The 23,656-nt window shown below is 49.3% G+C and carries 20 protein-coding genes and 1 tRNA gene; 15 read left to right on the top strand and 6 right to left on the bottom strand.

The window, feature by feature from the left end:
- Positions 1-5: 5 nt before the first annotated feature.
- Both SC206_RS14490 and SC206_RS14485 read right to left on the bottom strand, forming a co-directional pair.
- Entirely contained in the window at positions 6-1,472 is a 1,467-nt protein-coding gene (locus tag SC206_RS14490; RefSeq protein WP_332738128.1) for a glucosyltransferase domain-containing protein, read from the bottom strand.
- Positions 1,473-1,834: 362 nt separating this feature from the next.
- Positions 1,835-1,911: transfer RNA gene (locus tag SC206_RS14485), tRNA-Arg, on the bottom strand.
- A 413-nt stretch (positions 1,912-2,324) separates the two neighbouring features.
- Here SC206_RS14485 and folD point away from each other — a divergent pair.
- Together folD and ybcJ are read left to right on the top strand one after the other, a co-directional pair.
- On the top strand, positions 2,325-3,191 hold the full coding sequence (folD, locus tag SC206_RS14480; RefSeq protein WP_332738127.1) for a bifunctional methylenetetrahydrofolate dehydrogenase/methenyltetrahydrofolate cyclohydrolase FolD: 867 nt from the start codon (positions 2,325-2,327) through the stop codon (positions 3,189-3,191).
- Between the two features lie 11 nt (positions 3,192-3,202).
- Positions 3,203-3,421 carry a ribosome-associated protein YbcJ gene (gene ybcJ / locus SC206_RS14475; protein ID WP_045046121.1) on the top strand — a complete coding sequence of 73 codons (219 nt, stop codon included), beginning with the start codon at positions 3,203-3,205 and terminating at the stop codon, positions 3,419-3,421.
- A gap of 243 nt (positions 3,422-3,664) precedes the next feature.
- Here ybcJ and cysS read toward each other — a convergent pair whose 3' ends face one another.
- Positions 3,665-5,050, bottom strand: a complete 1,386-nt coding sequence (cysS, locus tag SC206_RS14470) for a cysteine--tRNA ligase (protein WP_332738126.1) — start codon at positions 5,048-5,050, stop codon at positions 3,665-3,667.
- 330 nt (positions 5,051-5,380) lie between these two features.
- Here cysS and ppiB point away from each other — a divergent pair, with 330 nt between their 5' ends.
- The 4 genes from ppiB (at position 5,381) to purK (ending at position 8,395) form a co-directional block, all read left to right on the top strand.
- Positions 5,381-5,875 carry a peptidylprolyl isomerase B gene (ppiB, locus tag SC206_RS14465; RefSeq protein WP_332738125.1) on the top strand — a complete coding sequence of 165 codons (495 nt, stop codon included), beginning with the start codon at positions 5,381-5,383 and terminating at the stop codon, positions 5,873-5,875.
- An 11-nt stretch (positions 5,876-5,886) separates the two neighbouring features.
- Positions 5,887-6,609: a UDP-2,3-diacylglucosamine diphosphatase gene (gene lpxH / locus SC206_RS14460; RefSeq protein WP_332738124.1), complete on the top strand. Its 723-nt coding sequence runs from the start codon at positions 5,887-5,889 to the stop codon at positions 6,607-6,609.
- Between the two features lie 215 nt (positions 6,610-6,824).
- Positions 6,825-7,334, top strand: a complete 510-nt coding sequence (gene purE, locus SC206_RS14455; protein WP_332738123.1) for a 5-(carboxyamino)imidazole ribonucleotide mutase — start codon at positions 6,825-6,827, stop codon at positions 7,332-7,334.
- Positions 7,331-8,395: a 5-(carboxyamino)imidazole ribonucleotide synthase gene (gene purK / locus SC206_RS14450; protein ID WP_332738122.1), complete on the top strand. Its 1,065-nt coding sequence runs from the start codon at positions 7,331-7,333 to the stop codon at positions 8,393-8,395. The genes purE and purK overlap by 4 nt, the downstream gene beginning before the upstream one ends.
- An 89-nt stretch (positions 8,396-8,484) precedes the next feature.
- Here the strand turns inward: purK and ybbP are convergent, their stop codons facing one another.
- The gene (ybbP, locus tag SC206_RS14445; protein WP_332738121.1) at positions 8,485-10,917 is read right to left on the bottom strand and encodes a putative ABC transporter permease subunit YbbP; all 2,433 of its coding nucleotides are present in this window, start codon (positions 10,915-10,917) and stop codon (positions 8,485-8,487) included.
- The gene (gene ybbA, locus SC206_RS14440) at positions 10,914-11,600 is read right to left on the bottom strand and encodes a putative ABC transporter ATP-binding protein YbbA (RefSeq protein WP_332738120.1); all 687 of its coding nucleotides are present in this window, start codon (positions 11,598-11,600) and stop codon (positions 10,914-10,916) included. The genes ybbP and ybbA overlap by 4 nt, the downstream gene beginning before the upstream one ends.
- Here ybbA and tesA point away from each other — a divergent pair.
- The 6 genes from tesA to SC206_RS14410 all read left to right on the top strand — a co-directional run bounded on the left by tesA (position 11,571) and on the right by SC206_RS14410 (position 18,754).
- A complete protein-coding gene (tesA, locus tag SC206_RS14435; protein WP_332738257.1) occupies positions 11,571-12,215 on the top strand; it encodes a multifunctional acyl-CoA thioesterase I/protease I/lysophospholipase L1 in 645 nt (214 codons plus the stop codon). The two genes, ybbA and tesA, sit on opposite strands and share 30 nt — an antisense overlap.
- A gap of 35 nt (positions 12,216-12,250) precedes the next feature.
- Complete coding sequence (locus tag SC206_RS14430) at positions 12,251-13,027, top strand: SDR family oxidoreductase (RefSeq protein ID WP_332738119.1); 777 nt, start codon at positions 12,251-12,253, stop codon at positions 13,025-13,027.
- Positions 13,028-13,100: 73 nt separating this feature from the next.
- A complete protein-coding gene (locus tag SC206_RS14425; protein ID WP_332738118.1) occupies positions 13,101-13,958 on the top strand; it encodes a co-chaperone YbbN in 858 nt (285 codons plus the stop codon).
- A 300-nt stretch (positions 13,959-14,258) separates the two neighbouring features.
- On the top strand, positions 14,259-15,167 hold the full coding sequence (locus SC206_RS14420) for an SPFH domain-containing protein (RefSeq protein ID WP_332738117.1): 909 nt from the start codon (positions 14,259-14,261) through the stop codon (positions 15,165-15,167).
- A 2-nt stretch (positions 15,168-15,169) separates the two neighbouring features.
- Positions 15,170-15,646, top strand: a complete 477-nt coding sequence (locus SC206_RS14415) for an NfeD family protein (RefSeq protein ID WP_332738116.1) — start codon at positions 15,170-15,172, stop codon at positions 15,644-15,646.
- 84 nt (positions 15,647-15,730) lie between these two features.
- Positions 15,731-18,754 carry a hypothetical protein gene (locus tag SC206_RS14410; RefSeq protein WP_332738115.1) on the top strand — a complete coding sequence of 1,008 codons (3,024 nt, stop codon included), beginning with the start codon at positions 15,731-15,733 and terminating at the stop codon, positions 18,752-18,754.
- Here the strand turns inward: SC206_RS14410 and cueR are convergent.
- A complete protein-coding gene (cueR, locus tag SC206_RS14405) occupies positions 18,725-19,129 on the bottom strand; it encodes a Cu(I)-responsive transcriptional regulator (RefSeq protein ID WP_332738114.1) in 405 nt (134 codons plus the stop codon). The two genes, SC206_RS14410 and cueR, sit on opposite strands and share 30 nt — an antisense overlap.
- Positions 19,130-19,237: 108 nt before the next feature.
- Here cueR and copA point away from each other — a divergent pair, with 108 nt between their 5' ends.
- The 3 genes from copA (at position 19,238) to ybaK (ending at position 23,584) form a co-directional block, all read left to right on the top strand.
- The gene (gene copA, locus SC206_RS14400) at positions 19,238-21,793 is read left to right on the top strand and encodes a copper-exporting P-type ATPase CopA (protein ID WP_332738113.1); all 2,556 of its coding nucleotides are present in this window, start codon (positions 19,238-19,240) and stop codon (positions 21,791-21,793) included.
- Positions 21,794-21,973: 180 nt separating this feature from the next.
- Positions 21,974-22,783, top strand: coding sequence for a TraB/GumN family protein (locus SC206_RS14395; RefSeq protein WP_332738112.1), 810 nt, complete (start codon positions 21,974-21,976; stop codon positions 22,781-22,783).
- 321 nt (positions 22,784-23,104) lie between these two features.
- Positions 23,105-23,584 carry a Cys-tRNA(Pro)/Cys-tRNA(Cys) deacylase YbaK gene (gene ybaK, locus SC206_RS14390; protein WP_332738111.1) on the top strand — a complete coding sequence of 160 codons (480 nt, stop codon included), beginning with the start codon at positions 23,105-23,107 and terminating at the stop codon, positions 23,582-23,584.
- The last annotated feature ends 72 nt before the right edge of the window (positions 23,585-23,656 follow it).

Raw genomic sequence — 23,656 nt, 5'->3', positions numbered from 1 at the left:
GACAGCTAATTTTTTTCAAGCTCGGTATTTTGATTACCCAGTTTGACGATAACTATACCCTCGGTAATTCCAATTGAATTCTTTGCGGGCCAAACGGGCATAGTTTTTGAGTAAGCAACCAGCGCATTAATCTTGTCTTCAGGCGGTTGGGCATATTCAGCCAAATTGATCGTTCTTAAATATTCCTGAATACGAAACCTGTTCCATTCAAAGAATGAAAGCCCAAAGGTATCTGAATCTTCTACGCGCCAAGCGTTGTTCGGCGTCATCTTACCAATAAAAAATACCGCGATAGGTTTATCATCAACAGGAACAAACTGTTGACCTATTTGCGTGACTATTTTTGTCGCGACATAGGCATCAGCTTCCCGCGCCATATAATCGCTATAAAACAGCCGACTTGAAAACATGCAGGCGATAAATACCATCACTATCGAAAAATACAGCCCTTGCTCTTTTCTTTTTAGGCCGTAGATCACGAAGGTGATAAGCCCCGCAAAAACGAGCGGCGCTTGTATTAACGATCGTGGTGGAAGATTTGCTCCGAGTAAGATATTAATAGTAAACACTGAAAAAATTGCTAATACCGCAAAGATAAAAATCTCGATCTTCTTCTTTTTCAAGGCGATGATAAAGATAACGAGGAGCGCAGGGATGACTAAGGAAAACAGTTTCATCCCATAAGGGGCAAATTTAAAGGAGGTATATTTCGCTATGCTGCCAACACCAAACTTCAGGCCGTGTATAACGCCCTGCTGCCAACCAATGAATTCTCCAAGATAACTCGACGCCGTCACGTTAAAAATCTTTAGCATGGCAACCAGTACTAGCTTATAAATCACACAGCATATTATTAGGCAGGCAAGCAGGCGAAAAAGCATTTTCAACGCGTAAAGTAAACTGCTTTTATGAGACTTATCGCAGCGAAAATAGTCAAACATCTCTTTCAACAAATATAGCGTGATGGGCGTCATAATCGATGCCTGATAGATAGAGATGGCTAATACATTTATCAGTATAAATAACGCGCTGCACTTAAGCGTTTTTCTTTTCAAAAACTGCATTGAAAAACAGGACAGAAACATGGCAATACCAAAGGTATCGGCCTGATTACTAAATTGAAGTTGAAATGCGGCCTGTGGCAAACCGACTAGCAATAAGCTGTAGATGAGAGATAACGTGAGATCCAAATTCAAATAGCGGCAGATATAAACACTGGATAACGCCAGAAAGGTAATACCCAGCATGATGGTAAAAAAAGGCAACCAGGGTTCAGGTAATATAAAGTAATGGAGCAATGCATGGCCCCATCGGCCTAGAGATAGAGTTTGCTCAAGATTGTCGGCAAATTCCTCATCAGTGGACAACGTAAAATGCGTTATCTCAAAGCCATATACAAAGCAGTAAGCCATCATAGATGTTATGAATATATAAACAGCATAAGTTCTAAGACTAAAATCATATCCCTTCATTAATACCACCCTGAATATCTCATTTACTCTACCGGCAATGATTGTAAGAATACAAAACCTGCCAAACAAAGATAGCCTTAGGTGATATATCAGAATAGGTCGAAGGAAATATATCCCAAGAATATTCTTAACATTTTAAATATAAGATTACTTCGAAAGAAAAAATAACATGAGGGTAATTAGATAAATAAGAAAAATTAAGATGGCGATTGTTATTGCGGAGAATAGTTTTAATTTACGGAAATGAAGGAGATTTTAGGAATTTTTCGAGAGTTGATTCACTCTTAAGCGATTAAGGCACAAATACGACACAAGGGAGAAATCAGGCGGGGTTGCGTATAGCGTAACTCATTGAATCTTAATGGTACGCCCTACAGGGCTCGAACCTGTGACCTACGGCTTAGAAGGCCGTTGCTCTATCCAACTGAGCTAAGGGCGCATTGAACTGCTAATTGGCAGTACAGCGGACTCGGATTATACGGGCCATCGACCTTGAGTCAATGGCTTTCGCGCTTACTGCTCAATGCCTGAGCAGTTTTGGCTGTTTTTCTCGCTAATCACCTCGAAACAGTTGGCTAATTAGATAAATTTCAATAAGAAAACCCATTTTTAAAGCTTGCCCACGCCGAGAATTAAATCCAGCGAGTAAATTTCATCGCATCGCCTTTCTGGTTCCTAAAATGCGTTAACTGACTATTACTTTGGACTTTTCTAGAGTTTATTCATGAAAATAGCGGCTATCTGATGATTATCTGTTCAGCTTATTACGATTCTGAACCTGACAGCAGGCGCAGCTTCTGACAAAATAGGCGAATTCCCCTCCTACTTATTAATTGATGGATTTTTCCCCAGATGGTAGCAAAGATTATTGACGGTAAAACGATTGCGCAGCAGGTCAGAAGCGAAGTCGCTGAAAAAGTTAAGCAACGCCTTGCGCAGGGTAAACGTGCGCCCGGACTGGCCGTTGTGCTGGTCGGTGAGAATCCCGCATCACAAATTTATGTCGCCAGCAAACGCAAAGCCTGTGATGAGGTCGGTTTCCTTTCCCGTTCATACGATTTGCCTGCTACAACCACTGAAGCCGAGCTGCTGGCGGTTATCGATCAGTTAAATAACGACGACGCAATCGATGGCATTCTGGTGCAACTTCCTCTGCCTGCCGGCATCGACAACGTTAAAGTTCTGGAAAATATCCATCCTGACAAAGACGTAGACGGTTTCCATCCTTATAACGTCGGTCGCCTGTGCCAACGCGCACCGAAGCTGCGCCCTTGTACGCCACGCGGCATCATTACGCTGCTGGAGCGTTATGATATTGATACCTTTGGTTTAAACGCAGTGGTCATTGGTGCGTCAAATATCGTTGGCCGTCCAATGAGCATGGAGCTGCTGCTGGCCGGTTGCACGACTACCGTTACACACCGTTTCACCAAAAACCTGCGCCACCACGTCGAAAACGCTGATTTAGTGGTCGTTGCTGTAGGAAAACCGGGCTTTATTCCTGGCGAATGGATCAAACCGGGCGCTATCGTGATTGATGTCGGTATTAACCGTCTGGAAAGTGGTAAAGTAGTCGGCGATGTAGAGTTTGATACTGCATCCGAGCGCGCGTCGTTCATCACGCCGGTTCCAGGTGGCGTAGGCCCGATGACTGTTGCTACACTTATTCAAAATACCTTGCAGGCATGCGAGGAATATCACGATGTGACTTCTCACTAAGACAGGATGGCATGGAAACTTTTTATCTCGAATCTCACCCGCACGTAGAACTCTGCGACCTGCTCAAATTTATGGGCTGGTGTGAGAGCGGTGCAGCAGCGAAAGCGGTGATTGCCGAAGGTCTGGTTAAGGTTAACGGGCAGGTTGAAACCCGCAAGCGTTGCAAAATTGTTGCCGATCAGCAAATCGAATTTGCCAGCAGCAAAATGGTGGTTAAAGCCTCCGAGTAATCAGGCTCACCTGAAATGCTCAATAAAAAACGGCGGTTAAGTCATTAACCGCCGTTTTTTTTATAAGTGACTGGGGTGATTGAAGGCAGTCAACACAGTTGCGGTTCGGAAGAGGCGATTTATAAATCTGCAGATTTCGAGCTGCAACAAGGCGACAACTGAATGAATCCCCAGAAACTTAGATAACTAAGTGACTGGGGTGATTGAAGGCAGTCAACACAGTTGCGGTTTGAAAGACGCGATTTATTTTCTGCGCCAGGTGGTGCCAGAGGCCCCATCTTCCAGAACGATGCCCATTTCATTGAGACGGTCGCGGGCTTTGTCAGCCATTGCCCAATCTTTGCTGGCACGCGCGTCGTTACGCTGCTTAATCAGTGATTCGATTTCTGCGACTTCCCCGTCGTCGGCCTGTGCGCCAGATTGCAGGAACTGCTCTGGATCTTGCGCCAATAAACCTAACACGCCCGCCAGACGGCGCAACTCAGCCGCCAGCCCGTTTGCCGCATCCAGATTTTCACCTTTCAGACGATTAATATCGCGCGCCATATCAAACAGCACGGAGTAAGCTTCTGGCGTATTGAAATCGTCGTCCATCGCGGCGCGAAAACGTGCTTCAAACTCTTCACCGCCCGCTGGTGCGGCGTTGGCGTCTGTTCCGCGCAGCGCGGTATACAGGCGTTCCATTGAGGTTCTCGCGAGTTTCAGGTTCTCTTCGCTATAGTTTAGCTGGCTGCGATAGTGGCCGGACATCAGGAAATAGCGCACGCTTTCGGCGTCGTAATATTTCAGCACGTCACGCACGGTAAAGAAGTTATCCAGCGATTTGGACATTTTTTCGCGGTCGATCATTACCATACCCGAATGCATCCACGTGTTGACGTAAGGGCCGTCGTGGGCGCAACTCGACTGGGCAATTTCGTTTTCGTGATGCGGGAACATCAGGTCAGAGCCACCACCGTGGATGTCAAAATGCGAGCCCAGCTGTTTGCAGTTCATGGCGGAACATTCGATGTGCCAGCCCGGGCGGCCGTTGCCCCACGGGGAATTCCAGCTTGGTTCACCCTCTTTCGACATTTTCCACAGCACGAAATCCATTGAATTTCTTTTTACATCAGCCACTTCAACCCGCGCGCCTGCTTGCAGCTGGTCGAGATCCTGACGGGACAGAATGCCGTAATCGGGGTCGCTTTCAACGGAGAACATCACGTCACCGTTTGAAGCAACATAGGCGTGATCGCGGTCGATTAAACGCTGTACGATGTCGATGATTTCTGCAATGTGATGCGTCGCACGCGGCTCGAGATCGGGCGGCAAGATGCCAAGAGAGTCGAAATCGCCGTGCATTTCAGCAATCATGCGATCGGTCAACTCGACGAAGCTCTCACCGTTTTCCGCAGCACGTTTAATGATTTTGTCATCAATATCGGTAATATTGCGTACATATTTCAGTGAATAGCCTAAAAAGCGCAGGTAGCGGGCAACGACATCAAAAGAGACGAACGTGCGACCGTGTCCGATATGACAGAGGTCGTAAACAGTAATTCCACACACGTACATACCGATTTTACCGGCATGAATTGGTTTAAATTCCTCTTTTTGGCGACTCAGGGTATTAAAAATCTTCAGCATCGAGCTATTCCAATTGTGTTGTGTGAAATTACTAAAAGACAAACGTAGACGGCAGACTTTATTAAAAGCGTGCAATAAACGCTGTTTAGAACATTGGCTTCATAATATAACGAAAAAACCGTCACCGAAACGTTATAAGGCCAGTCTCGGCAAGTTGGTTAACTTTTAATTGTTATAATATAACATTTTATTGAGTAAAGTGTTTTCATTCTGCTTGAAAAAGCCGCGTTAAAAGCAGGGGCTGACGGCTACTTTTGAGTTATGGTATAAGAAAAGGCTATAGTACTGCCTCATTAATGAGTAACACCAACTAAAAGCAGGATGATTATTATGGTCACTTTTCACACCAATCACGGCGACATCGTTATCAACACCTTTGCTGACAAAGCGCCAGTCACCGTTGAAAACTTCCTGAACTATTGCCGTAAGGGTTTCTACGACAACACAATTTTCCACCGTGTGATTAACGGTTTCATGATTCAGGGCGGCGGTTTCGAACCTGGCATGAATCAGAAAACCACTGACGCGCCAATCAAAAACGAAGCGAACAACGGCCTGAAAAACACCCGTGGTACGCTGGCGATGGCACGTACCAACGATCCACATTCAGCGACCGGTCAGTTCTTTATCAACCTGGTTGATAACGATTTCCTGAACCACAGCGGCCAGAACGCGCAGGGCTGGGGCTACTGTGTATTCGCAGAAGTTAGCGAAGGTCTGGACGTAGTAGACAAAATCAAAGCCGTTGCAACCGGCCGTAGCGGTATGCATCAGGACGTTCCAAAAGAAGACGTGATCGTGACAAGCGTTACCGTTAGCGAATAATACACGCAGGAATGACAACGTTTTTTATCGCAGATGTCCATCTTTGCGCACAGGAACCGGCAATTACTGCCGGTTTTCTGCGTTTTTTGCGCGAGGATGCGCCACAGGCCGACGCGCTGTATATTCTTGGCGACCTGTTTGAAGCCTGGATAGGCGACGACGATCCTCAACCGTTACATGCTGAAATTTCTTCTGCTCTCAAGGCGTTACATCAACAGGGCGTGCCCTGCTTTTTCATTCACGGCAATCGCGACTTCCTGTTGGGACGACGTTTCGCTCGTGAGAGCCTGATGACCCTGCTGCCCGAAAAAAAGGTGCTGGAACTTTATGGTCGTCGCATCTTGATTCTGCACGGCGACACGCTCTGCACCGACGATGTCGGTTACCAAAAATTCCGCAAAAAAGTGCATAATAGACTGATTCAACGACTCTTTCTTGCGTTGCCACTCAAGTGGCGTCTGGCCATTGCCGCGCGAATGCGTGCAGACAGCAAAGCTTCGAACAGCCATAAAGACCTGCGCATTATGGATGTGAATCAACAGGCCGTAGTGCAAGAGATGCAATCACACGGCGTCGAATGGATGATTCACGGCCATACCCATCGCCCTGCGATTCATGAAGTTCAGCTCGGCGAAAAGCTCGCACACCGCGCGGTACTTGGAGCCTGGCATGAGGAAGGTTCGATGGTTAAAGTCACCGCCGACGGTATCGAATTGATCTCCTTCCCTTTCTAATTTGCTCCTGCATTTATTCTGACTTGATTCATTGCGGCACTTAACAAGCCCTATCGCCGACGCGGTGGGTTTCTTGTCGCGGATGAGCCAAAGCAGGCGACGCAACCGTTTTCCTCGCCGTTTTGCCGTGCTATTATTTGCGCCCTCTCGGTCAGGTAATTATTTTTTGCACCACCACCTGACAACGCTTGCATAATCACAGGAGCTTTACAGGCATGACATCCAACGTTACCCCGGCAAAAATCGCTATCGTCATGGGGTCTAAAAGTGACTGGGCTACCATGCAGTTCGCTGCAGACGTCCTCACAACGCTGAATATTCCTTTTCATGTCGAGATTGTCTCCGCTCACCGCACGCCGGACAAACTGTTTAGCTTTGCGGAGCAGGCGTCTGAAAACGGTCTGGATGTAATTATTGCCGGTGCCGGTGGCGCAGCCCATCTGCCGGGCATGATCGCAGCGAAAACGCTGGTGCCGGTTCTCGGCGTGCCTGTTCAAAGCGCGGCCCTGAGCGGCGTCGACAGCCTCTATTCTATTGTACAGATGCCGCGCGGAATTCCGGTCGGTACGCTGGCAATCGGTAAAGCCGGCGCGGCAAACGCAGCGCTGCTTGCGGCACAGATTCTTGCCCTCCACGACGCTCGCATCGCGCAGGCGCTGGCCACCTGGCGCAAAGAGCAAACCGATGAAGTGCTGAATAATCCCGATCCGCGGGAGGAAGCATGAAGCCGGTCTGCGTACTCGGAAACGGCCAGCTAGGCCGCATGCTGCGTCAGGCGGGCGAGCCTTTGGGCATTACCGTTTATCCGGTCGGCATTGATGCCGAGCCTGAAGCCGTTCCGTTCCAAAATAGTGTCATTACCGCCGAAATCGAGCGCTGGCCCGAAACCGCGCTGACGCGCGAATTAGCCAGCCACACGGGTTTTGTAAACCGCGATATCTTCCCGCGTCTCGCCGATCGCCTGACGCAAAAACAGCTGCTCGACCAGCTGGGTTTAGCAACTGCTCCTTGGCAGCTGCTGGCCGACGCCTCCGAATGGGCTGACATCTACGCCAATCTGTGCGACTTGGCTATCGTCAAACGTCGCGTCGGCGGTTATGACGGTCGCGGCCAATGGCGTTTCCGTCAGGGCGAAGAAGTGACTCTGCCGGAAGAGTGCTACGGCGAGTGCATCGTTGAGCAAGGCATCAACTTCTCTGGTGAAGTGTCGCTGGTCGGCGCACGTGGTCACGACGGCAAAACGGTGTTCTACCCGTTGACCCACAACCTGCATCAGGACGGCATTCTGCGCACCAGCGTCGCCTTCCCCGAGCCTGACGCCGCACAGCAGCAGCAGGCCGAGTCGATGCTTTCTGCCATCATGAACGAGCTGGGCTACGTTGGCGTGATGGCGATGGAGTGTTTCATCGTCGAAGAGGGCTTGTTGATCAACGAGTTGGCACCACGCGTTCACAATAGCGGCCACTGGACACAAAACGGCGCGTCAATTAGTCAGTTCGAGCTGCACCTGCGCGCTATTCTGAATCTGCCTCTACCAAAGCCGGTGGTAAGCACGCCGTCCGTGATGGTGAATCTGATTGGCACCGCCGTGAATCTCGAGTGGCTGAGCCAGCCGCTGGTGAATCTGCACTGGTATGACAAAGAAGTGCGCGCGGGCCGTAAAGTCGGACATCTCAACCTCAACGATGCTAATCCGTTGCTGCTGAAAGATAATCTACAAGCGTTAGTGCCGATGCTGCCAGCCGAATATGCCAGCGGTATCGAATGGGCACTGGAAAAGCTTTAAATTTCCATTCTCGACACTAAAATCAAGGGCACTTTTCGTGCCCTTTTTTACGTCCTAACTTTTAGGCTTCAGCTTCTATTTTTCCACAATTAACTTTGATAACTGCGGAACAGCGCCTTGCCCTTGAGCAGTCGAATTCCGAGCCAGCCGCCGCACAGTGACAGCAATAGCGCGCTGGTCAACGGCACCGACCACCACAAGATCATGTTAGGTTCCCATGGGAAATCAAAGACTTTGCGTTGAAGCAGCCACAGCGCAGCCTCTGCGCCGACCGCCGCGGCAATACCCGCCACCAGTCCGAGCACGGCAAATTCGCACCATAGCGTACTGCGCAGCAGTTTTTTGCTCGCGCCCAATGTGCGATAAACCACCAATTCCTGCCGACGCTGGCGCATCCCGACCTGAATTTGCGCCAACAACAGTAATCCACCACAAAGAATGACCAGAATCACCATCACTTCAAGCGCGCGGCTGACCTGCTGCAACACATCACCGATTTGCCGCAGGATAGAGCCGACGTCGAGTAGACTCAGGGTCGGGAACTGGCGATTAAGCTCCACCAGCAGTTTACCGTCGCCTTCATAATGGAAGCTGGTCAGCCAACTTTGTGGCTGCGCATCCAGCGCGCCCGGTGGGAAAATAAAGTAAAAGTTTGGCCGCAGGCTATCCCAGTCGACTTTACGCAGGCTGGTCACTTTAGCGCTGAAATCTTGAGTGTCGCCACTGAAGGTTACCGTGTCGCCAAGCTTGATATCCAGCCTCTCGGCAATCCCCGAATCAATCGAAACTTCACCCGCTTTCGGCGGCCCGCTGCCTTCCAGTAATTCATTGTGATCAGGAAGCCCCTGCATCCAGGTCAGATTGAGCTCGCGCTCCAACGCCTCGCGCCCAGAATCGCCAGGATGAATCAGGTCGGTGGCTTCCTGCTGATTAATTTTTGTTAATCTCACACGCACAATCGGATAGAAAGTGTCTGGTGCGACGTTGCGCTGGCGCAGGAAATCGGTGACCTGAGGCACCTGCTCTTTTGTAAGATTAAGCAGGAAATAGTTCGGACTGTCTGGCGGAAGCTGGCGCTGCCATTGATTCAACAAGTCGCCGCGCAGCACCAGTAACAACGCCAGCAACATAAACGACATTGAAAAGGCGGCCAGCTGGCTTAGCGTGACCCAAGGCTGACGCAAAAGGCGATTGATCGCCAAACGCAGGCCTAAATGACTTACCGTCAGGCGGCGCAGCAACAGCAAACTCAACCAACCTATTCCACCCAGTAACAGTGAAAGCACCAAGATTCCGGCCAACAGCGCCCACAATAGAGAGCTGTTACCTACCAGCGCGACCAGTAATCCGACCACAATTAGCGTGATAATGGGCAGGAAATAGCGCAAAGGCCAGACATTGGCGACCACGTCCTGACGCAATACGCGCAACGGCAGCGTAGCGACCAGCTGGCGATAAGGGCGTAATCCGACCAGCAATGAAATGACGATTAATGCCCCCATTGACCATACCCACGGCCATAGCCCGGCCGGAGGAAGTTTGTTGGGTAACACAGGTGCAAGCATTTTCATCAGCAATGCTTCAAAGCCCAAACCAATAATGCTGCCCGCCACCGCCGCCAGCACCAGCACCGCAACCCATTGGCCTACAATCAATTTCTGTAGCGCCTTACGACCAGCACCGAGCGTTTTAAGCACCGCGACCAAATCGTAGCGACTGCGACAGTAGTGATTCATCGACACGGCAACGGCGGCAATCGACAGCATTAATGTTAACAACGCTGACAAGGTCAAAAATTGCTGCGAACGCTGCAGAGAACGGCTAAGCGCGCCGTCGGACTCTTCCATGCCATACCAGCGTTGATCGGGCTTCAACAGGCCTTTAATCGCCTCGCCGTAACGTTCAATATTTTCTGTCGAACCGGCAAACATGTAGCGATAGGTTATGCGGCTACCTGGCTGGATAGCGCCGGTTTTCTGCACGTCGTCGAGATTCATGATAATACGAGGCGCTGTCTGGAAAGGATTAAAGCCGGAGTCGGGCTCTTGATTAATAACGGCGGCAATGCGCAGCGTGGTGTCACCGACGTCGAGAGTATCGCCCACCTTAAGATTAAGCAGTGCCAGCAACCGCGGCGCAACGAGCACCGTGCCCGGCTGCGGCTTGATGCCCGGCGGTTGAGTGTCGAGATTGCCATACAGCGGATAGGCCAAATCGGTGGCTTTTACCGACGCGAGCTGTGGCGTCTCGCCGGCAAACGTCATGGTCATAAACGAAAGTTGTCGACTGACTTTTAGCCCCTGCGACTGGGCATCTTGAATCCACGCCTCGGTAATCGGACGCGCCGATCGCAGCACTCTATCGCCCGCGATAAATTCACGGCTTTGCTCGCTTAAGCCTTTGTCCATTCGATCGCTGATACTGCCCAGCGCCAGCACGCAGGCGACGGCCAGCGTGAGAGAGAGCCAGACAATCAGCAGTGACGGCGATCGCCACTCACGCCAGAACCAACGCCAAATCATGCATCCTCCCACAATTTTCCATCACGCAGCCGCAGACGGCGCTGGCAGCGTGCGGCCAGTTGCTCATCGTGGGTAACCAGAATCAGCGTGGTTTGATTGTCGCGATTAAACGAAAACAGCAGTTCGGCGATGCGTTCACCGGTCTGACGGTCGAGATTACCCGTTGGCTCGTCGGCAAAAAGCAGTTTGGGCTTACCGATAAAGGCACGCGCCAGCGCGACACGCTGCTGTTCGCCGCCCGAAAGCTGAGCCGGAAGATGGTGCAGACGTTCGCCTAAGCCGAGTTGATTCAGCAATTGCACGGCCTGTTCACGACTGCTGGCATCGGTTTCACCGCGTAGCAAGGCAGGAAGTTGAACGTTTTCAAGCGCATTCAATGTAGGAACCAGCATGAAAGACTGAAACACAAAGCCGACGTTTTTGGCTCGCAAGGCCGCTCGCCCCTCTTCATTCAACGAAGAGAGCGGTTTTCCGAGCAGGGTAACCTCGCCGCTGCTGCCGTCATCCAATCCCGCTAAAATACCCAGTAACGTGGATTTCCCCGAACCCGACTCGCCGATCAGCGCAATAGTCTGAGCGGGTTTGACAACCAGCTCAACACCGGACAGGATGGATAGTTCATGTTCCCCTTGACCGACGTGTTTACTAAGATGATGAACTTCAAGTACGTTTTCCGCTGGCATCTTCCCTTCCTTCTGTTGATGGGAATATTAAGTTTCCGCGCCGCTGCTGCTGATACGCTGCTGATTGTTGGCGATAGTTTAAGTGCTGTTTACCGTTTACCGGTGAATAATTCCTGGCCCAGCCTGTTGAATAATCAATGGAAAAAACAGGGCGGCTTGCCGACCGTTGTGAATGCCAGCATCAGTGGCGATACGGCAGCTCAAGGGCTGGCGCGCTTGCCTACCCTGCTGCAACAGCATCATCCACGCTGGGTATTGATTGAACTTGGGGCTAACGATGGCCTGCGCGGTTTTGCGCCGCCCACTATTAGCCAGACGTTGAATCAGATAATCACGTTGGTGAAACAGGCCAAGGCCGAGCCTTTGCTGATGCAGATTCGTCTGCCACCCAACTACGGTAAACGCTATAACGACGCGTTTTATGCCATTTACCCTACCCTGGCGAAACAGGCTGACATTCCGCTGGTGCCCTTTTTTATGGAGCAGGTGGCGATAAAACCGGAGTGGATGCAGGACGATGGCTTACATCCTAATCAGTCGGCGCAAAATTTTATTGCTGACTGGATGTCCGGCAAACTGACGCCGCTCGTGGCTCCTTCTTTGAGTAAACCATAATCTTCAATAATTTGGGGCCTTTAACAGGTAAAGTTATGCAAAAAGCCATATTGATTACCGGTTGCTCCAGCGGAATTGGCTTGGCCGCCGCACACGATTTAAGAAATCGCGGTTATCGCGTGCTCGCCGCCTGCCGCAAAACCCAAGATCTCGACAATCTGCGTAATCTGGGATTCGAAACGGTCGAACTTGATCTCGACGACCGACACAGCGTTGCGCGCTGTGCTACACAGGTTATTGAATTAACTGGCAATCGCCTTTATGCGCTGTTCAATAATGCAGGCTATGGCATTTATGGCCCTCTGCATACGGTGAGTCGCGAACAGTTCGAGCAGCAGTTTTCTACCAACGTTTTTGGCACGCATCAGCTCACCCAGCTGTTACTTCCCGCCATGCTGGCGCACGCCGAAGGGCGTATTATTCAAACCAGCTCGGTAATGGGTCTGGTAACGACGCCGAGCCGCGGAATTTACGCTGCCAGTAAATTTGCGCTTGAAGCGTGGTCGGATACGCTGCGTATGGAGCTGCACGGCACCGGTATTCATGTCAGCCTGATTGAACCGGGTCCGTTACACAGCAATTTCACCCAAAACGTAAAACAGACACAGGCCGACAAACCTATTGTTAATCCTGGGATGGCCGAAAGATTTACGCTTGGTCCCGAAGCCGTTTTACCAAAATTGCGCCATGCTTTAGAAAGTCGTCGGCCAAAATTGCGTTATCCGGTTACCCTGATTGCCCACGGATTAAGCGTTCTGCGTCGCCTATTGCCTGGCCGCCTGCTGGATATTGTCCTGCGCGGCAATAGCTAATGTACCGGTTGAAAGTTACCTCAAATGCCCCCATTAACTTTCTAAACGGAACGGACGAGAGAGAAAAGAATTCATGCTTGCACAACCTTTAACCATCGAGATTAACGAATCGAATTTGCATCAGACGCTGGACCAGTCAATGTCGGTCCCGGTGATGTTTTATTTTTGGTCTGAACGCAGTCAGCATTGCCTGATCCTCGGCCCAATTCTTGACAAACTGGCAGCCGAATACGCCGGTCAATTTGTACTGGCTAAAGTTGACTGTGACGCTCAGCAGGCCATTGCCCAACAGTTTGGGCTGCGCTCAATTCCCGCTGTTTACATGTTCCAGGACGGCCAGCCCGTCGATGGATTCCAGGGTCCTCAGCCGGAAGAAGTGATCCGCGATTTACTGGCAAAAGTGCTGCCAAAAGAAGAAGAGTTAAAATTCGTTCAAGCCAGCGAACTTATGCAAGAGGGTAACGTGCTCGAAGCCTTGCCCCTGCTCAAAGACGCCTGGCAATTGAGCAATCAGCGCAGTGACATTGGTCTTTCATTAGCTGAAGTCCAGATTATGCTAAATCGCAGCGAAGATGCCGAAGCCGTGTTGGCTACCATTCCGTTTCAGGACCGCGATACGCGCTATCAAGGTTTAATTGCCCAAATCGAACTGCTGAAACAGGCGGCCGACACCCCTGAAATCCAGCAGTTGCAACAGCAGATCGCACAAGATCCGCAGAACGTCGACCTTGCCGTTCAGCTCGCCTTGCAGCTGCATCAGGTTGGACGCAACGAAGAGGCGCTTGAATTACTCCTTGGACATCTCAAAAAGGATCTCTCTGCCGGTAACGGCGCAGCGCGCAAAACGTTGATGGATATTCTTGCCGCATTAGGTACCGGCGATGCACTCGCGGCAAAATATCGTCGTCAGCTTTACGCCCTGCTCTACTGATTTGATTTATTGTTTTAATGCATTGTTTTAAAAAGTTTAATCTGGCTTCCTGCACATTTCAGGAAGCCACTTTTACACCCTCATTCCTGTCAATGCACGCTGTTTTCCCTTCTCTCCAAAACAGCGTGCAGTTTTTGCGAGACGCCTCGAGAAACGGCGTATCGCTTGTAAACTATGCTTCAGTAATCCCCCTTTTGACCGTAATTATGCGATGATTTATTCGCCGTGCGTGCTTGCCCACGGCACAGGGAACCGGTTTTACCGAAATTTTCGGGACATCTTATTACAGGAGTTTTAACCATGCTGACATTCATACCCGTTGTAATCGTCCTGGCGATGATCGTGGTTTTTGCCGGGGTGAAAATCGTGCCGCAGGGCTTTCAGTGGACCGTCGAACGTTTTGGTCGCTATACCAAAACGCTGATGCCCGGGCTGAATCTCGTGGTGCCATTTATGGATCGCGTAGGCCGTAAAATCAATATGATGGAGCAGGTGCTTGATATTCCTTCGCAGGAAATAATCTCGCGCGACAACGCCAACGTCGCCATCGACGCCGTCTGTTTTATTCAGGTGATAGATCCCGCTCGCGCCGCCTATGAGGTTAGCAATCTTGAACAGGCGATAGTCAACCTGACGATGACAAATTTTCGAACGGTGCTCGGTTCAATGGAATTGGATGAAATGTTGTCGCAGAGAGATAACATCAATGCCCGACTGCTGCATATCGTGGATGCCGCGACCAGCCCGTGGGGTATAAAAATCACCCGCATTGAGATTCGCGACGTGCGCCCACCGGCGGAGTTGGTTTCGGCAATGAATGCCCAGATGAAAGCCGAGCGAACTAAACGCGCAGACATTCTAGAAGCCGAAGGCGTCCGCCAGTCGGCAATACTGCGCGCCGAGGGTGAAAAGCAGTCACAAATTCTTAAGGCCGAAGGTGAACGTCAGTCCGCCTTCTTGCAGGCTGAAGCGCGCGAACGTAGCGCCGAGGCTGAAGCCAAGGCCACGCAAATGGTCTCTGCGGCTATCGCGGCGGGTGATGTACAGGCTATCAACTATTTTGTGGCGCAGAAATATACTGAAGCGCTCACCAAAATCGGCTCGGCCAATAACAGTAAAGTGATAATGATGCCCTTGGATGCCACCAGTTTGATGGGTTCAATCGGCGGTATTGCCGAACTGCTGAAAGAAACTAAAGGCGGTAAATAACCATGCTTGAGCAGCTGACGGCAAATCCTCATCTATTTTGGCTGTCGCTAGGCGGGCTGCTGTTAGCCGCCGAGTTGCTTGGCGCGAGCGGCTATTTGCTTTGGAGCGGGGTCGCGGCTGCCTTGGTCGGCTTTATTATCTGGTTGGTGCCGCTCTCGTGGGAGTGGCAAGGTATCACTTTCGCCGTACTGACTATCGTTGCAGCACTATTGTGGGCCGCTTGGCTTAGACGTAAGCCCGATGATGTATCCGCCAATGAAAGTTTAAATCAGCGTGGTCGGCAAATGATTGGCCTGCACGGAAACTTGCTTGAACAGCCGCAAAATGGGTTTAGCCGTATTCGTATAGGCGACAGTACCTGGCGAGTGAGTTGCCCCGAAGAGTTAAATATTAATGATGAGGTCATCGTGATCAGCGTGGAAGGAAACACTCTGCGTGTAAATAAAATTAACGATGCCGATAAAGATCCATTAAATTAACGATATCAAACAGGATGAGCTATTTAGCATAGTCCTATATATATTTTGCGTTTATAAGAGTGGCAGCAAAAATCAAGAATTTTCTTGGACGCACTTATAAACGCAAAGGAAAACATGCCCCTCTCATATACTAGTAAAAATAAAAAATCAGAAATATTTAATAATAAGATCGCGGTAAATTTTAAACAGGCTAACATCAACCCATTACCGTTAAATTTCCGCTCTGATCCTTTCTCGCAAGCCATTCTGTTACTTTACATTCAAGGTTCATTGCAAGTGAATCTGAGTAATAATAGGTTAACAGTATGCAACAGTGCTGAAAAACCTAGCTCTAGCACGCATCCTGCAGAACACATAGTAAGTCAGAAAAATATCAACACTTTTTATGAGATTAAAGAAATCCCCTTGCCTGCTCTACCTACGTTTGCGAACCTCAATAAATTTATGATAAATCAAGCTGATAGCACCCTATCAGCTATAGGTTCTTCACTTAGAAAATGGGTCGCCGAAAGCAAATCAAATTCAGCGATGATCAACGGGGTTGGTGCTACCCCTTTAAAGCCAATCAAGACTTATCATCGTTCGATATTAGAGTTTTTTATCAAATACCCAACCTCGGAAACAATAAACAATGACGTTCCCCATTTGGTAAAAGCAGAACCAATAGAAGTCGAAACTGAAGATTTATTAATAGCACCTCTACCTTTAGATCTTAGTGCGGATGCTGTAGCAACGGAAAGTATCATTAAATACTTTGGTGATTCGGAAGAGTGTAGTAAATGTGAGATCATTGCTGATAAGACGATTGAACATGCCTCCAATGTGTATAAAGAAATACTGACAGCCATTGACCATCCAACATTACACATAGACACTTGGCTGGAAAAACAGATTTTTGACATTGTCGTAGTGGAAGGTGGAGATCCCTTGTTGATTAACGGTTCGTTAGCCATTAACACCTTTCTTCCTCCCGAGAGCATAGAAGTGGGGAGAAATCGATTAAGGCAAGTAAATGATTACTCGCTTAAAAAAATCATTACTAAAGAATATCGGCGTGGCCAATACGCCAATATCCTTCTGGATTTTAAATGGCCCCCCTTTATCACTGCCAGCATGACTGATAAGTTTCTCAGCGCTGACATTGAAAACAAATACACCACTGAGCTTGACCATCATTTAAGCTCCAACTCTGTAAGTGAAAACTTAAAACAATATTTTACTATTAACTGGCAAGCTAGAGTCAACGATTATATAACTAACAATGATTTTATATATAATGCCAATGAAATAGAAAATATTAAAGAATATATACGTATGCAGAAGAATCCAAGGGTAGTCTATTGGGACAATCTCCCCGTCGGTAACGTATTTATGATCCCTTCCTATGAGAAAGTCATCACAGAACCTTCCGATGTGCAAATTGAGACTCATGGCATTATATTTTCAACAACAGACAAGCGCGTTTTTAAAGTAACCAGTAATGGTAATGTGGTGAGCGGCGCAAGCCCAGAAGAGCTTAGTTCATTTATAGCAAAACACCTGCCTTATAAAGAACAGGAAACCTTCGAGCCTCTAATTAAAATCTCAGAGGAAATTGGAAAAAACCTGAGATTTACTGTCGATGCTTTCGACACTGTCAGGAATACGCCAAGAATCACATTTAATAGTTGTGGTGATTTAGGTCGTTTACATTACCAATTATTTATCGAGAACTTGAAATCAGATATTGATTACATCTCAAAATCCGATGAGGAACTGCATTGGGACTCGGTTCTCGAAACAATAGATATGATCGGCACAACGATTAGTATTGCAGCAATCCCGCTTACCTTAGGCACTTCATCTCATTTTGCCATTGCCAGACTCACGCACGCGGCTTCAAATTTGATCTTGACCTCAATAACTACCGTGGTACCAAAATTGATTCAAGCGCATTTAGCCGATCGGCCTATAGAAGCCAGAAAACATCTCACCGATGCCATACTTGCTTTATCAAGCGAAGGAATAGGTCTGATTATTGGTAAGACTCTTAAAACCTTACCTACTCTACAATCCATTAGCTATTTAATTCCTAAACCTATCAAAATGAAAATTGAAAGGTTGGTGCAAAAGAAATTAGCCACTAAGTTTAACAATGTTAATCAGTTAAATATCGGCGCCAACGTCGCGTTACCTTTTATCGATCGCTATGCTTCAAAGAACCTGCCACAGCAAACGACTTTACTCATAGAAAATCTGGCTGCTAAAAGAAGAAGTTATGAGGCCATGCTGGTAAAAAAGGCGCGAAAGACATCTAGAAGAAACGAAGAACGCTTTTATTTAATTAGTAAAGAGCAGCTACTTAAAGAGTGGCTACCCAATACTTTCTACAATGTTATTTCTAATCTATGGGGTAAAACCGCTTTAAGCAAGTGGATCAATAATGATGCTAACTTAAACACTGCCGAGTTAGGTAAAAAATTCACACTGACGTTAAATAACAATCTCGAAAATCAGAAACCACTCTATTTCATCGGCACTGATTTGCGCGGAATGACTTTAAATAAAACATTGACCCTTACAGACTTCCAGCATTCCGATAATTTGCTTCAGCAGGGATTGATACAAAGTTATAACGCGTCGCAAATATCCTCTGCGCTTAATCAAGCGGAAGATTGCGCCCATTGGAGTCCAAAACTTGAAACTCTTCGGCATGAGGAGCTTAAACTTATTGCCGATCATGTCCATACTTATATTAATAATTCAGCCCTTGCACCGGAAACAAACCTCCCGCTTTTACTCGACAATTCTCAACGACTCATTGATCGTTTTCATTTAGGCATTATAGGTAAAGACGCCCGCACCCATGATGATTTACATATCCCCCTGATCGTTGTAACGGATAAAGCTGCCGATTCCCGTCAGCAAGGGGCAGAAAAGATAAGCGTCCATTCCGACGTTTTTGCACTAGAAAATATCCGCGCAATAATCTCCCCAGAAGATGTTGTTGAGCAAGTTGCAGCATTATTAAGGCAGCAAACCAACACCAGCCTGCCCTTTTATTCGTTTTCTATTGATAACCAGAAGCAACTTTCACTTTCACCCTTTTGTGTGACAGCAACCACTTAACTTGTCGATGATCGGACAGTAAGCGCCTTCATCACCCGGGCAAGATGCCGCCAGCGTCAGTAATCGCTGGCGCATTTCTTTTAATTCCTCGATGTGTCTTCCAATTTCTTCCGCTTTCTCTAGCGTTCGTGCTTTGACATCGGCACTGTGGCGCTGCGGATTATTGAACAGGGCGACAAGCTCCTGACACTCTTCCAACGTGAAACCGACCTGACGAGCCTGCCGCAGCAAGGTCAGCTCTTCGATCTGTTTTGGGGCGTAACTGCGGTAGCCATTTTCGCTGCGCATGGGTGCAGTAACGAGCCCTTTTTCCTCATAGAACCGGATGGCTTTGCTGGTAAGACCGGTGATTTTTGCTACATCGCTGATATTCATTTCTGGCTCCTTGACCTTCCCCTTGCTGGAAGGTTTATTCTATAACACGAGTAGGAATTGAACAGTCCGCCGCCCTTTATGGGCACAAAATGTCAAGAGGAGAAAAGTATGAGTCATACAACCGTGTTGAATTTGCAGGGCCTTTCCTGCGGTCACTGCGTGGCCTCGACTAAAAAAGCGCTTGAAGCTGTACCGGGCGCACGCGAAGTGGATGTCACCAAAGAACAAGCCGTAATTCATGGCGATGCAAGCAGCGAAGTATTAATTGCCGCTGTGGTGGAGGCCGGTTATCACGCCGAGCTGGTAGAAGACGCCTCCCCAAAGGCTGAGCCGCTGACTCTCTCTGAAGACTCTTTGCCGGAACCTCAGTCAGCGGCCCTTTCCCCTGTTCCGGCAGCCACGCTTTCTTCCTCTGAAAAGACGGAAGAAAGCATTCAGCTTTTATTGAGCGGAATGAGCTGCGCCAGCTGCGTTAACAATGTCCAACGGGCATTGTCTGGCGTGAGCGGCGTCACTCAGGCCAGCGTCAATTTGGCTGAACGCAGCGCGCTCGTTAAGGGCGCGGGCGATGCTCAGGCACTGATAGCCGCCGTTGAAAAAGCCGGTTACGGTGCCGAACTTATTATTGATGAAACGCTGCGTCGCGAGAGACAGCAGCAGACCGCACGCAACAGCATGATTCGCTTTAGCTGGCAGGCAACGCTGGGTCTGGCCGCCGGTATTCCACTGATGGCCTGGGGTCTGTTGGGCGGCGAGATGATGGTCACTGCAAACAATCAAACCGCGTGGCTTATCGTCGGATTACTTACCCTGCTGATTATGATTGTGGCGGGCGGCCATTTCTATCGCAGTGCGTGGAAGAGCCTGCTGCGCGGCAGAGCCAACATGGATACGCTGGTTGCTCTGGGTACCGGCACGGCGTGGATTTATTCAATTCTCGTCACTCTTTGGCCTGCGGCTTTTCCGATGCAGGCTAGACACCTTTATTTTGAAGCCAGCGTGATGATTATCGGCCTGATAAATCTGGGTCACGCGCTGGAGCAACGCGGTCGTCAACGCGCTTCGCAGGCTCTGGAACGTCTGCTGGATCTCACGCCGCCGACCGCGCGCGTGATTACATCACAGGGTGAAAAAAATGTACCGCTGGCTGAGGTTGAGCAAGGCATGCTGCTGCGCCTCACGACGGGCGATCGCGTTCCTGTCGATGGCGAGATTCATCAGGGCGAAGCCTGGTTTGATGAAGCCATGCTCACCGGCGAACCGATTGCCCAACATCGCACGGCGGGTGAGAAAATCAGCGCGGGTACTCAGGTTAAAGATGGCAGCGTACAATTTTATGCCCGCGCGGTCGGCGGTCAGACTCAGCTTTCGCGCATCATAAAATTAGTGCGTGAAGCTCAAAGCAGCAAGCCTGAAATTGGCAAGCTGGCCGACCGGATCTCGGCAGTGTTTGTCCCCACGGTGGTTTTGTTTGCCCTCATCAGTGGTGCTATCTGGTACTTTTTCGGCCCGCAGCCGTCGTTGATGTACACGTTGGTAATAGTCACTACGGTGCTGATTATTGCCTGTCCGTGTGCGCTGGGTTTAGCAACGCCAATGTCGATTACGGCAGGCGTGGGTCGCGCAGCCGAGCTTGGAGTATTAGTTAAAGATGCCGATGCATTACAGAAAGCCAGCACGCTGACGACACTGGTATTCGACAAAACGGGAACGTTAACCGAAGGTAAACCGCAGGTTGCCGAGGTCCAGCTTTTTAACGAGATTAACGAGCAGCAGGCCTTAATCTGGGCCGCGTCACTGGAGCAGGGATCTCATCATCCACTGGCGCAGGCGATTGCAGAAAAAGCGGCAGATTTACCTAAAGAAAATGTTGTCGAGTTTCGTACGTTGGGCGGTTTAGGGGTCAGCGGAAAGATTGCTGATAACACATTATTGCTGGGTAACCGCGCCCTGCTCGAACAGAAGAATATTGATTGCAGTCCGGTGCTTACATTGCTGGAACAGCAAGCCGCGCAGGGTTTTACGCCCGTGCTACTGGCTGCGAATGGCAAGGTCGCTGCATTGTTTTCACTGCGTGATTCGCTGCGTGCAGATAGCGTTCAGGCGCTGAAGCGCTTGCATCGACAGGGTTACAAGCTGGTGATGCTGACCGGCGACAATGAGATTACTGCGAAATCGATAGCCAAACTGGCCGGAATTGATGACGTTATCGCGGGCGTACGTCCCGAAGGAAAAGCTGAAGCTATCAAGGCGTTGCAGGCGCGCGGCGAACAGGTCGGGATGATCGGCGATGGCATTAATGACGCCCCCGCGCTGGCCCAGGCAGAGGTCGGCATAGCGATGGGCGGCGGCAGCGACGTGGCAATTGAAACGGCGGCCATCACGCTGATGCGCTCGAGCCTGCACGGCGTGGCCGATGCGCTGGCGCTGTCAAAAGGCACGTTGAAAAATATGAAGCAGAATCTGCTCGGCGCATTTATTTATAACGTTATTGGTATTCCGATCGCCGCAGGCGTGCTCTTCCCGTTCACTGGCACCTTGCTTAGCCCGATCGTGGCGGGCGCTGCGATGGCGTTATCCTCCATTACGGTAGTCGCCAATGCCAACCGGTTGTTGCGCTTTACGCCGAAAGACATGCCAACAGACGCCGAATCCGTTAAATGATTGATTGGCTAAACGACTTTAGATGATCGTGACAATTGCGGGTTCAATAAATTTACCTTAAGTTTCAATTACCCACGATTCATTACTGATTTTGATTGTTTGAGCTTTTACAGATTTTATCTCTGTTTAAGAAGCTCTCCAAGCGATAGCATGGAGAACAAAAGAACAGGGAGACATCGCATGATACGGGAATTTTTAATCAGAATAGGCCGCCTGATCGGCCTGCTCTCACCGACTCACTACCCTTATCCCGCTCTCGATATCTCTTTAGCGGGCGAGCGCCATTTTCATCTGGTGGGCAGCATTCATATGGGTACGCAAAATATGTCGCCGCTGCCTAAATCGCTGACCCGCAAAATGTCGCAGGCAGACGCACTGATTGTTGAGGCCGATATCAGTAGCAACGAATCTCCTTTCGGTGATGCGAAAGATTTGGCACCGCTGAATGAACGAATAGATTCCGAGCAGTATCAGCACGTTGAACGCCTGTGCAGCGAATTAGGGATTTCCCTTTATTCGCTTTCGGGCCTGCCATGCTGGCAGATTGCTCTTATGCTTCAAGCTACGCAGGCGCAGCGGTTAGGTTTACGGGGAGAATACGGAATTGATTACCAGCTGCTCTCCTGCGCCAAAACGCTGGATAAAAAGGTGGTTGAGCTTGAAGGGGCCGAACAGCAGATAGAATTGCTAAAACAGTTGCCCGAAGGCGGCCGCAGCCTGCTTGATGACACATTGACTCATTGGCATACCAATGCCAGATTATTGCAGACGATGATTAGCTGGTGGCTCGACAGTCGCCCGTCGGCAGGGATTGATCAACTGCCTGCGACGTTTGGCAACGCGCTCTATGACGTACTAATGCATCAGCGAAATCAGCGCTGGAAGCAGCAACTGCAAGCCATGCCTGCCGGAAATTACGTCGTTGCGGTCGGCGCCCTGCATCTTTATGGCGAAGGTAATCTTCCGAGTTTGATGAAAAATAAGCCGTAGTTGTCGAGAGTTGTCGAGACGCAAAATTTCAAAAATCAAAACATCAGGCAAAAAAATGGCCAATATTTCTATTGGCCAGTCAAAGAGGAATTTCATTTTTATTAATTATCGCGGCAGTATGGAGTTCTTGAGGAATCCATACCGGCGCGCGTAGGTTAGCAACGCGATTGACGTCTGGCAACCGACATTCTGATTAAAAATCGCACTAAATGGTTTAATTTCGTACTTTAGTGTTAAGTATCAAAACATTGTGCACCGAGAAATTTTTTTGGCTCATCAAGCCGCGAGCACTAAAAGCGGCTCCGTTTAATGGATAAGCAAATGACGCCTGCCGTAAAGCTTTTAGAAAAAAATAAGATCAGTTTTACTCTTCATTCTTATGAACATATCAGCGATGAAACCCATTTCGGTGACGAAGCGGTTAAAAAGCTGGGTCTGGACGCTGCTCAAGTTTATAAAACGCTGCTGGTTGCCCTAAACGGCGAAGCGAAAAATCTGGCCGTAGCCGTCACGCCAGTCGCGAGGCAACTCGACCTGAAAAAATTCGCCAAGGCGCTTGGGGCCAAGAAGGCTGACATGGCTGACCCTCAGTTAGCACAGCGCGTTACCGGTTATTTGGTTGGCGGTATTAGTCCGCTAGGCCAGAAAAAGTTGTTACCGACCGTTATCGACAGCCCCGCCGAACAGTTTGCGACTATTTTTGTTTCGGGAGGCAAACGTGGACTTGATCTCGAACTTGCCGCTGCCGACCTTTGCCGACTGCTCAATGGCCATTTCGCTGATATCGCCAAACACGATTAACACGACTAACACGCGTCAAAACTTGCTGTTTCTTACAATATTTCTGATACCACAGCACGTTGCAGCGGCAAG

This window comes from Rouxiella sp. T17, from assembly GCF_036663475.1.
Taxonomy (GTDB): Bacteria; Pseudomonadota; Gammaproteobacteria; order Enterobacterales; family Enterobacteriaceae; genus Rouxiella.
The sequence above is the reverse complement of the archived record's forward strand: the minus strand, read 5'-3'. Positions and strand labels throughout refer to the sequence as shown.

Coding starts and splice junctions, on each gene's coding strand:
- SC206_RS14415 (WP_332738116.1), top strand. CDS start 15,170: ATGCTTGAGCAGCTGACGGCAAATCCTCATCTATTTTGGCTGTCGCTA.
- ybcJ (WP_045046121.1), top strand. CDS start 3,203: ATGGAAACTTTTTATCTCGAATCTCACCCGCACGTAGAACTCTGCGAC.
- SC206_RS14420 (WP_332738117.1), top strand. CDS start 14,259: ATGCTGACATTCATACCCGTTGTAATCGTCCTGGCGATGATCGTGGTT.
- lpxH (WP_332738124.1), top strand. CDS start 5,887: ATGACAACGTTTTTTATCGCAGATGTCCATCTTTGCGCACAGGAACCG.
- ybbP (WP_332738121.1), bottom strand. CDS start 10,917: ATGATTTGGCGTTGGTTCTGGCGTGAGTGGCGATCGCCGTCACTGCTG.
- purK (WP_332738122.1), top strand. CDS start 7,331: ATGAAGCCGGTCTGCGTACTCGGAAACGGCCAGCTAGGCCGCATGCTG.
- SC206_RS14395 (WP_332738112.1), top strand. CDS start 21,974: ATGATACGGGAATTTTTAATCAGAATAGGCCGCCTGATCGGCCTGCTC.
- SC206_RS14425 (WP_332738118.1), top strand. CDS start 13,101: ATGCTTGCACAACCTTTAACCATCGAGATTAACGAATCGAATTTGCAT.
- folD (WP_332738127.1), top strand. CDS start 2,325: ATGGTAGCAAAGATTATTGACGGTAAAACGATTGCGCAGCAGGTCAGA.
- SC206_RS14430 (WP_332738119.1), top strand. CDS start 12,251: ATGCAAAAAGCCATATTGATTACCGGTTGCTCCAGCGGAATTGGCTTG.
- cysS (WP_332738126.1), bottom strand. CDS start 5,050: ATGCTGAAGATTTTTAATACCCTGAGTCGCCAAAAAGAGGAATTTAAA.
- ppiB (WP_332738125.1), top strand. CDS start 5,381: ATGGTCACTTTTCACACCAATCACGGCGACATCGTTATCAACACCTTT.
- ybaK (WP_332738111.1), top strand. CDS start 23,105: ATGACGCCTGCCGTAAAGCTTTTAGAAAAAAATAAGATCAGTTTTACT.
- SC206_RS14490 (WP_332738128.1), bottom strand. CDS start 1,472: ATGAAGGGATATGATTTTAGTCTTAGAACTTATGCTGTTTATATATTC.
- ybbA (WP_332738120.1), bottom strand. CDS start 11,600: ATGCCAGCGGAAAACGTACTTGAAGTTCATCATCTTAGTAAACACGTC.
- tesA (WP_332738257.1), top strand. CDS start 11,571: ATGAACTTCAAGTACGTTTTCCGCTGGCATCTTCCCTTCCTTCTGTTG.
- copA (WP_332738113.1), top strand. CDS start 19,238: ATGAGTCATACAACCGTGTTGAATTTGCAGGGCCTTTCCTGCGGTCAC.
- cueR (WP_332738114.1), bottom strand. CDS start 19,129: ATGAATATCAGCGATGTAGCAAAAATCACCGGTCTTACCAGCAAAGCC.
- purE (WP_332738123.1), top strand. CDS start 6,825: ATGACATCCAACGTTACCCCGGCAAAAATCGCTATCGTCATGGGGTCT.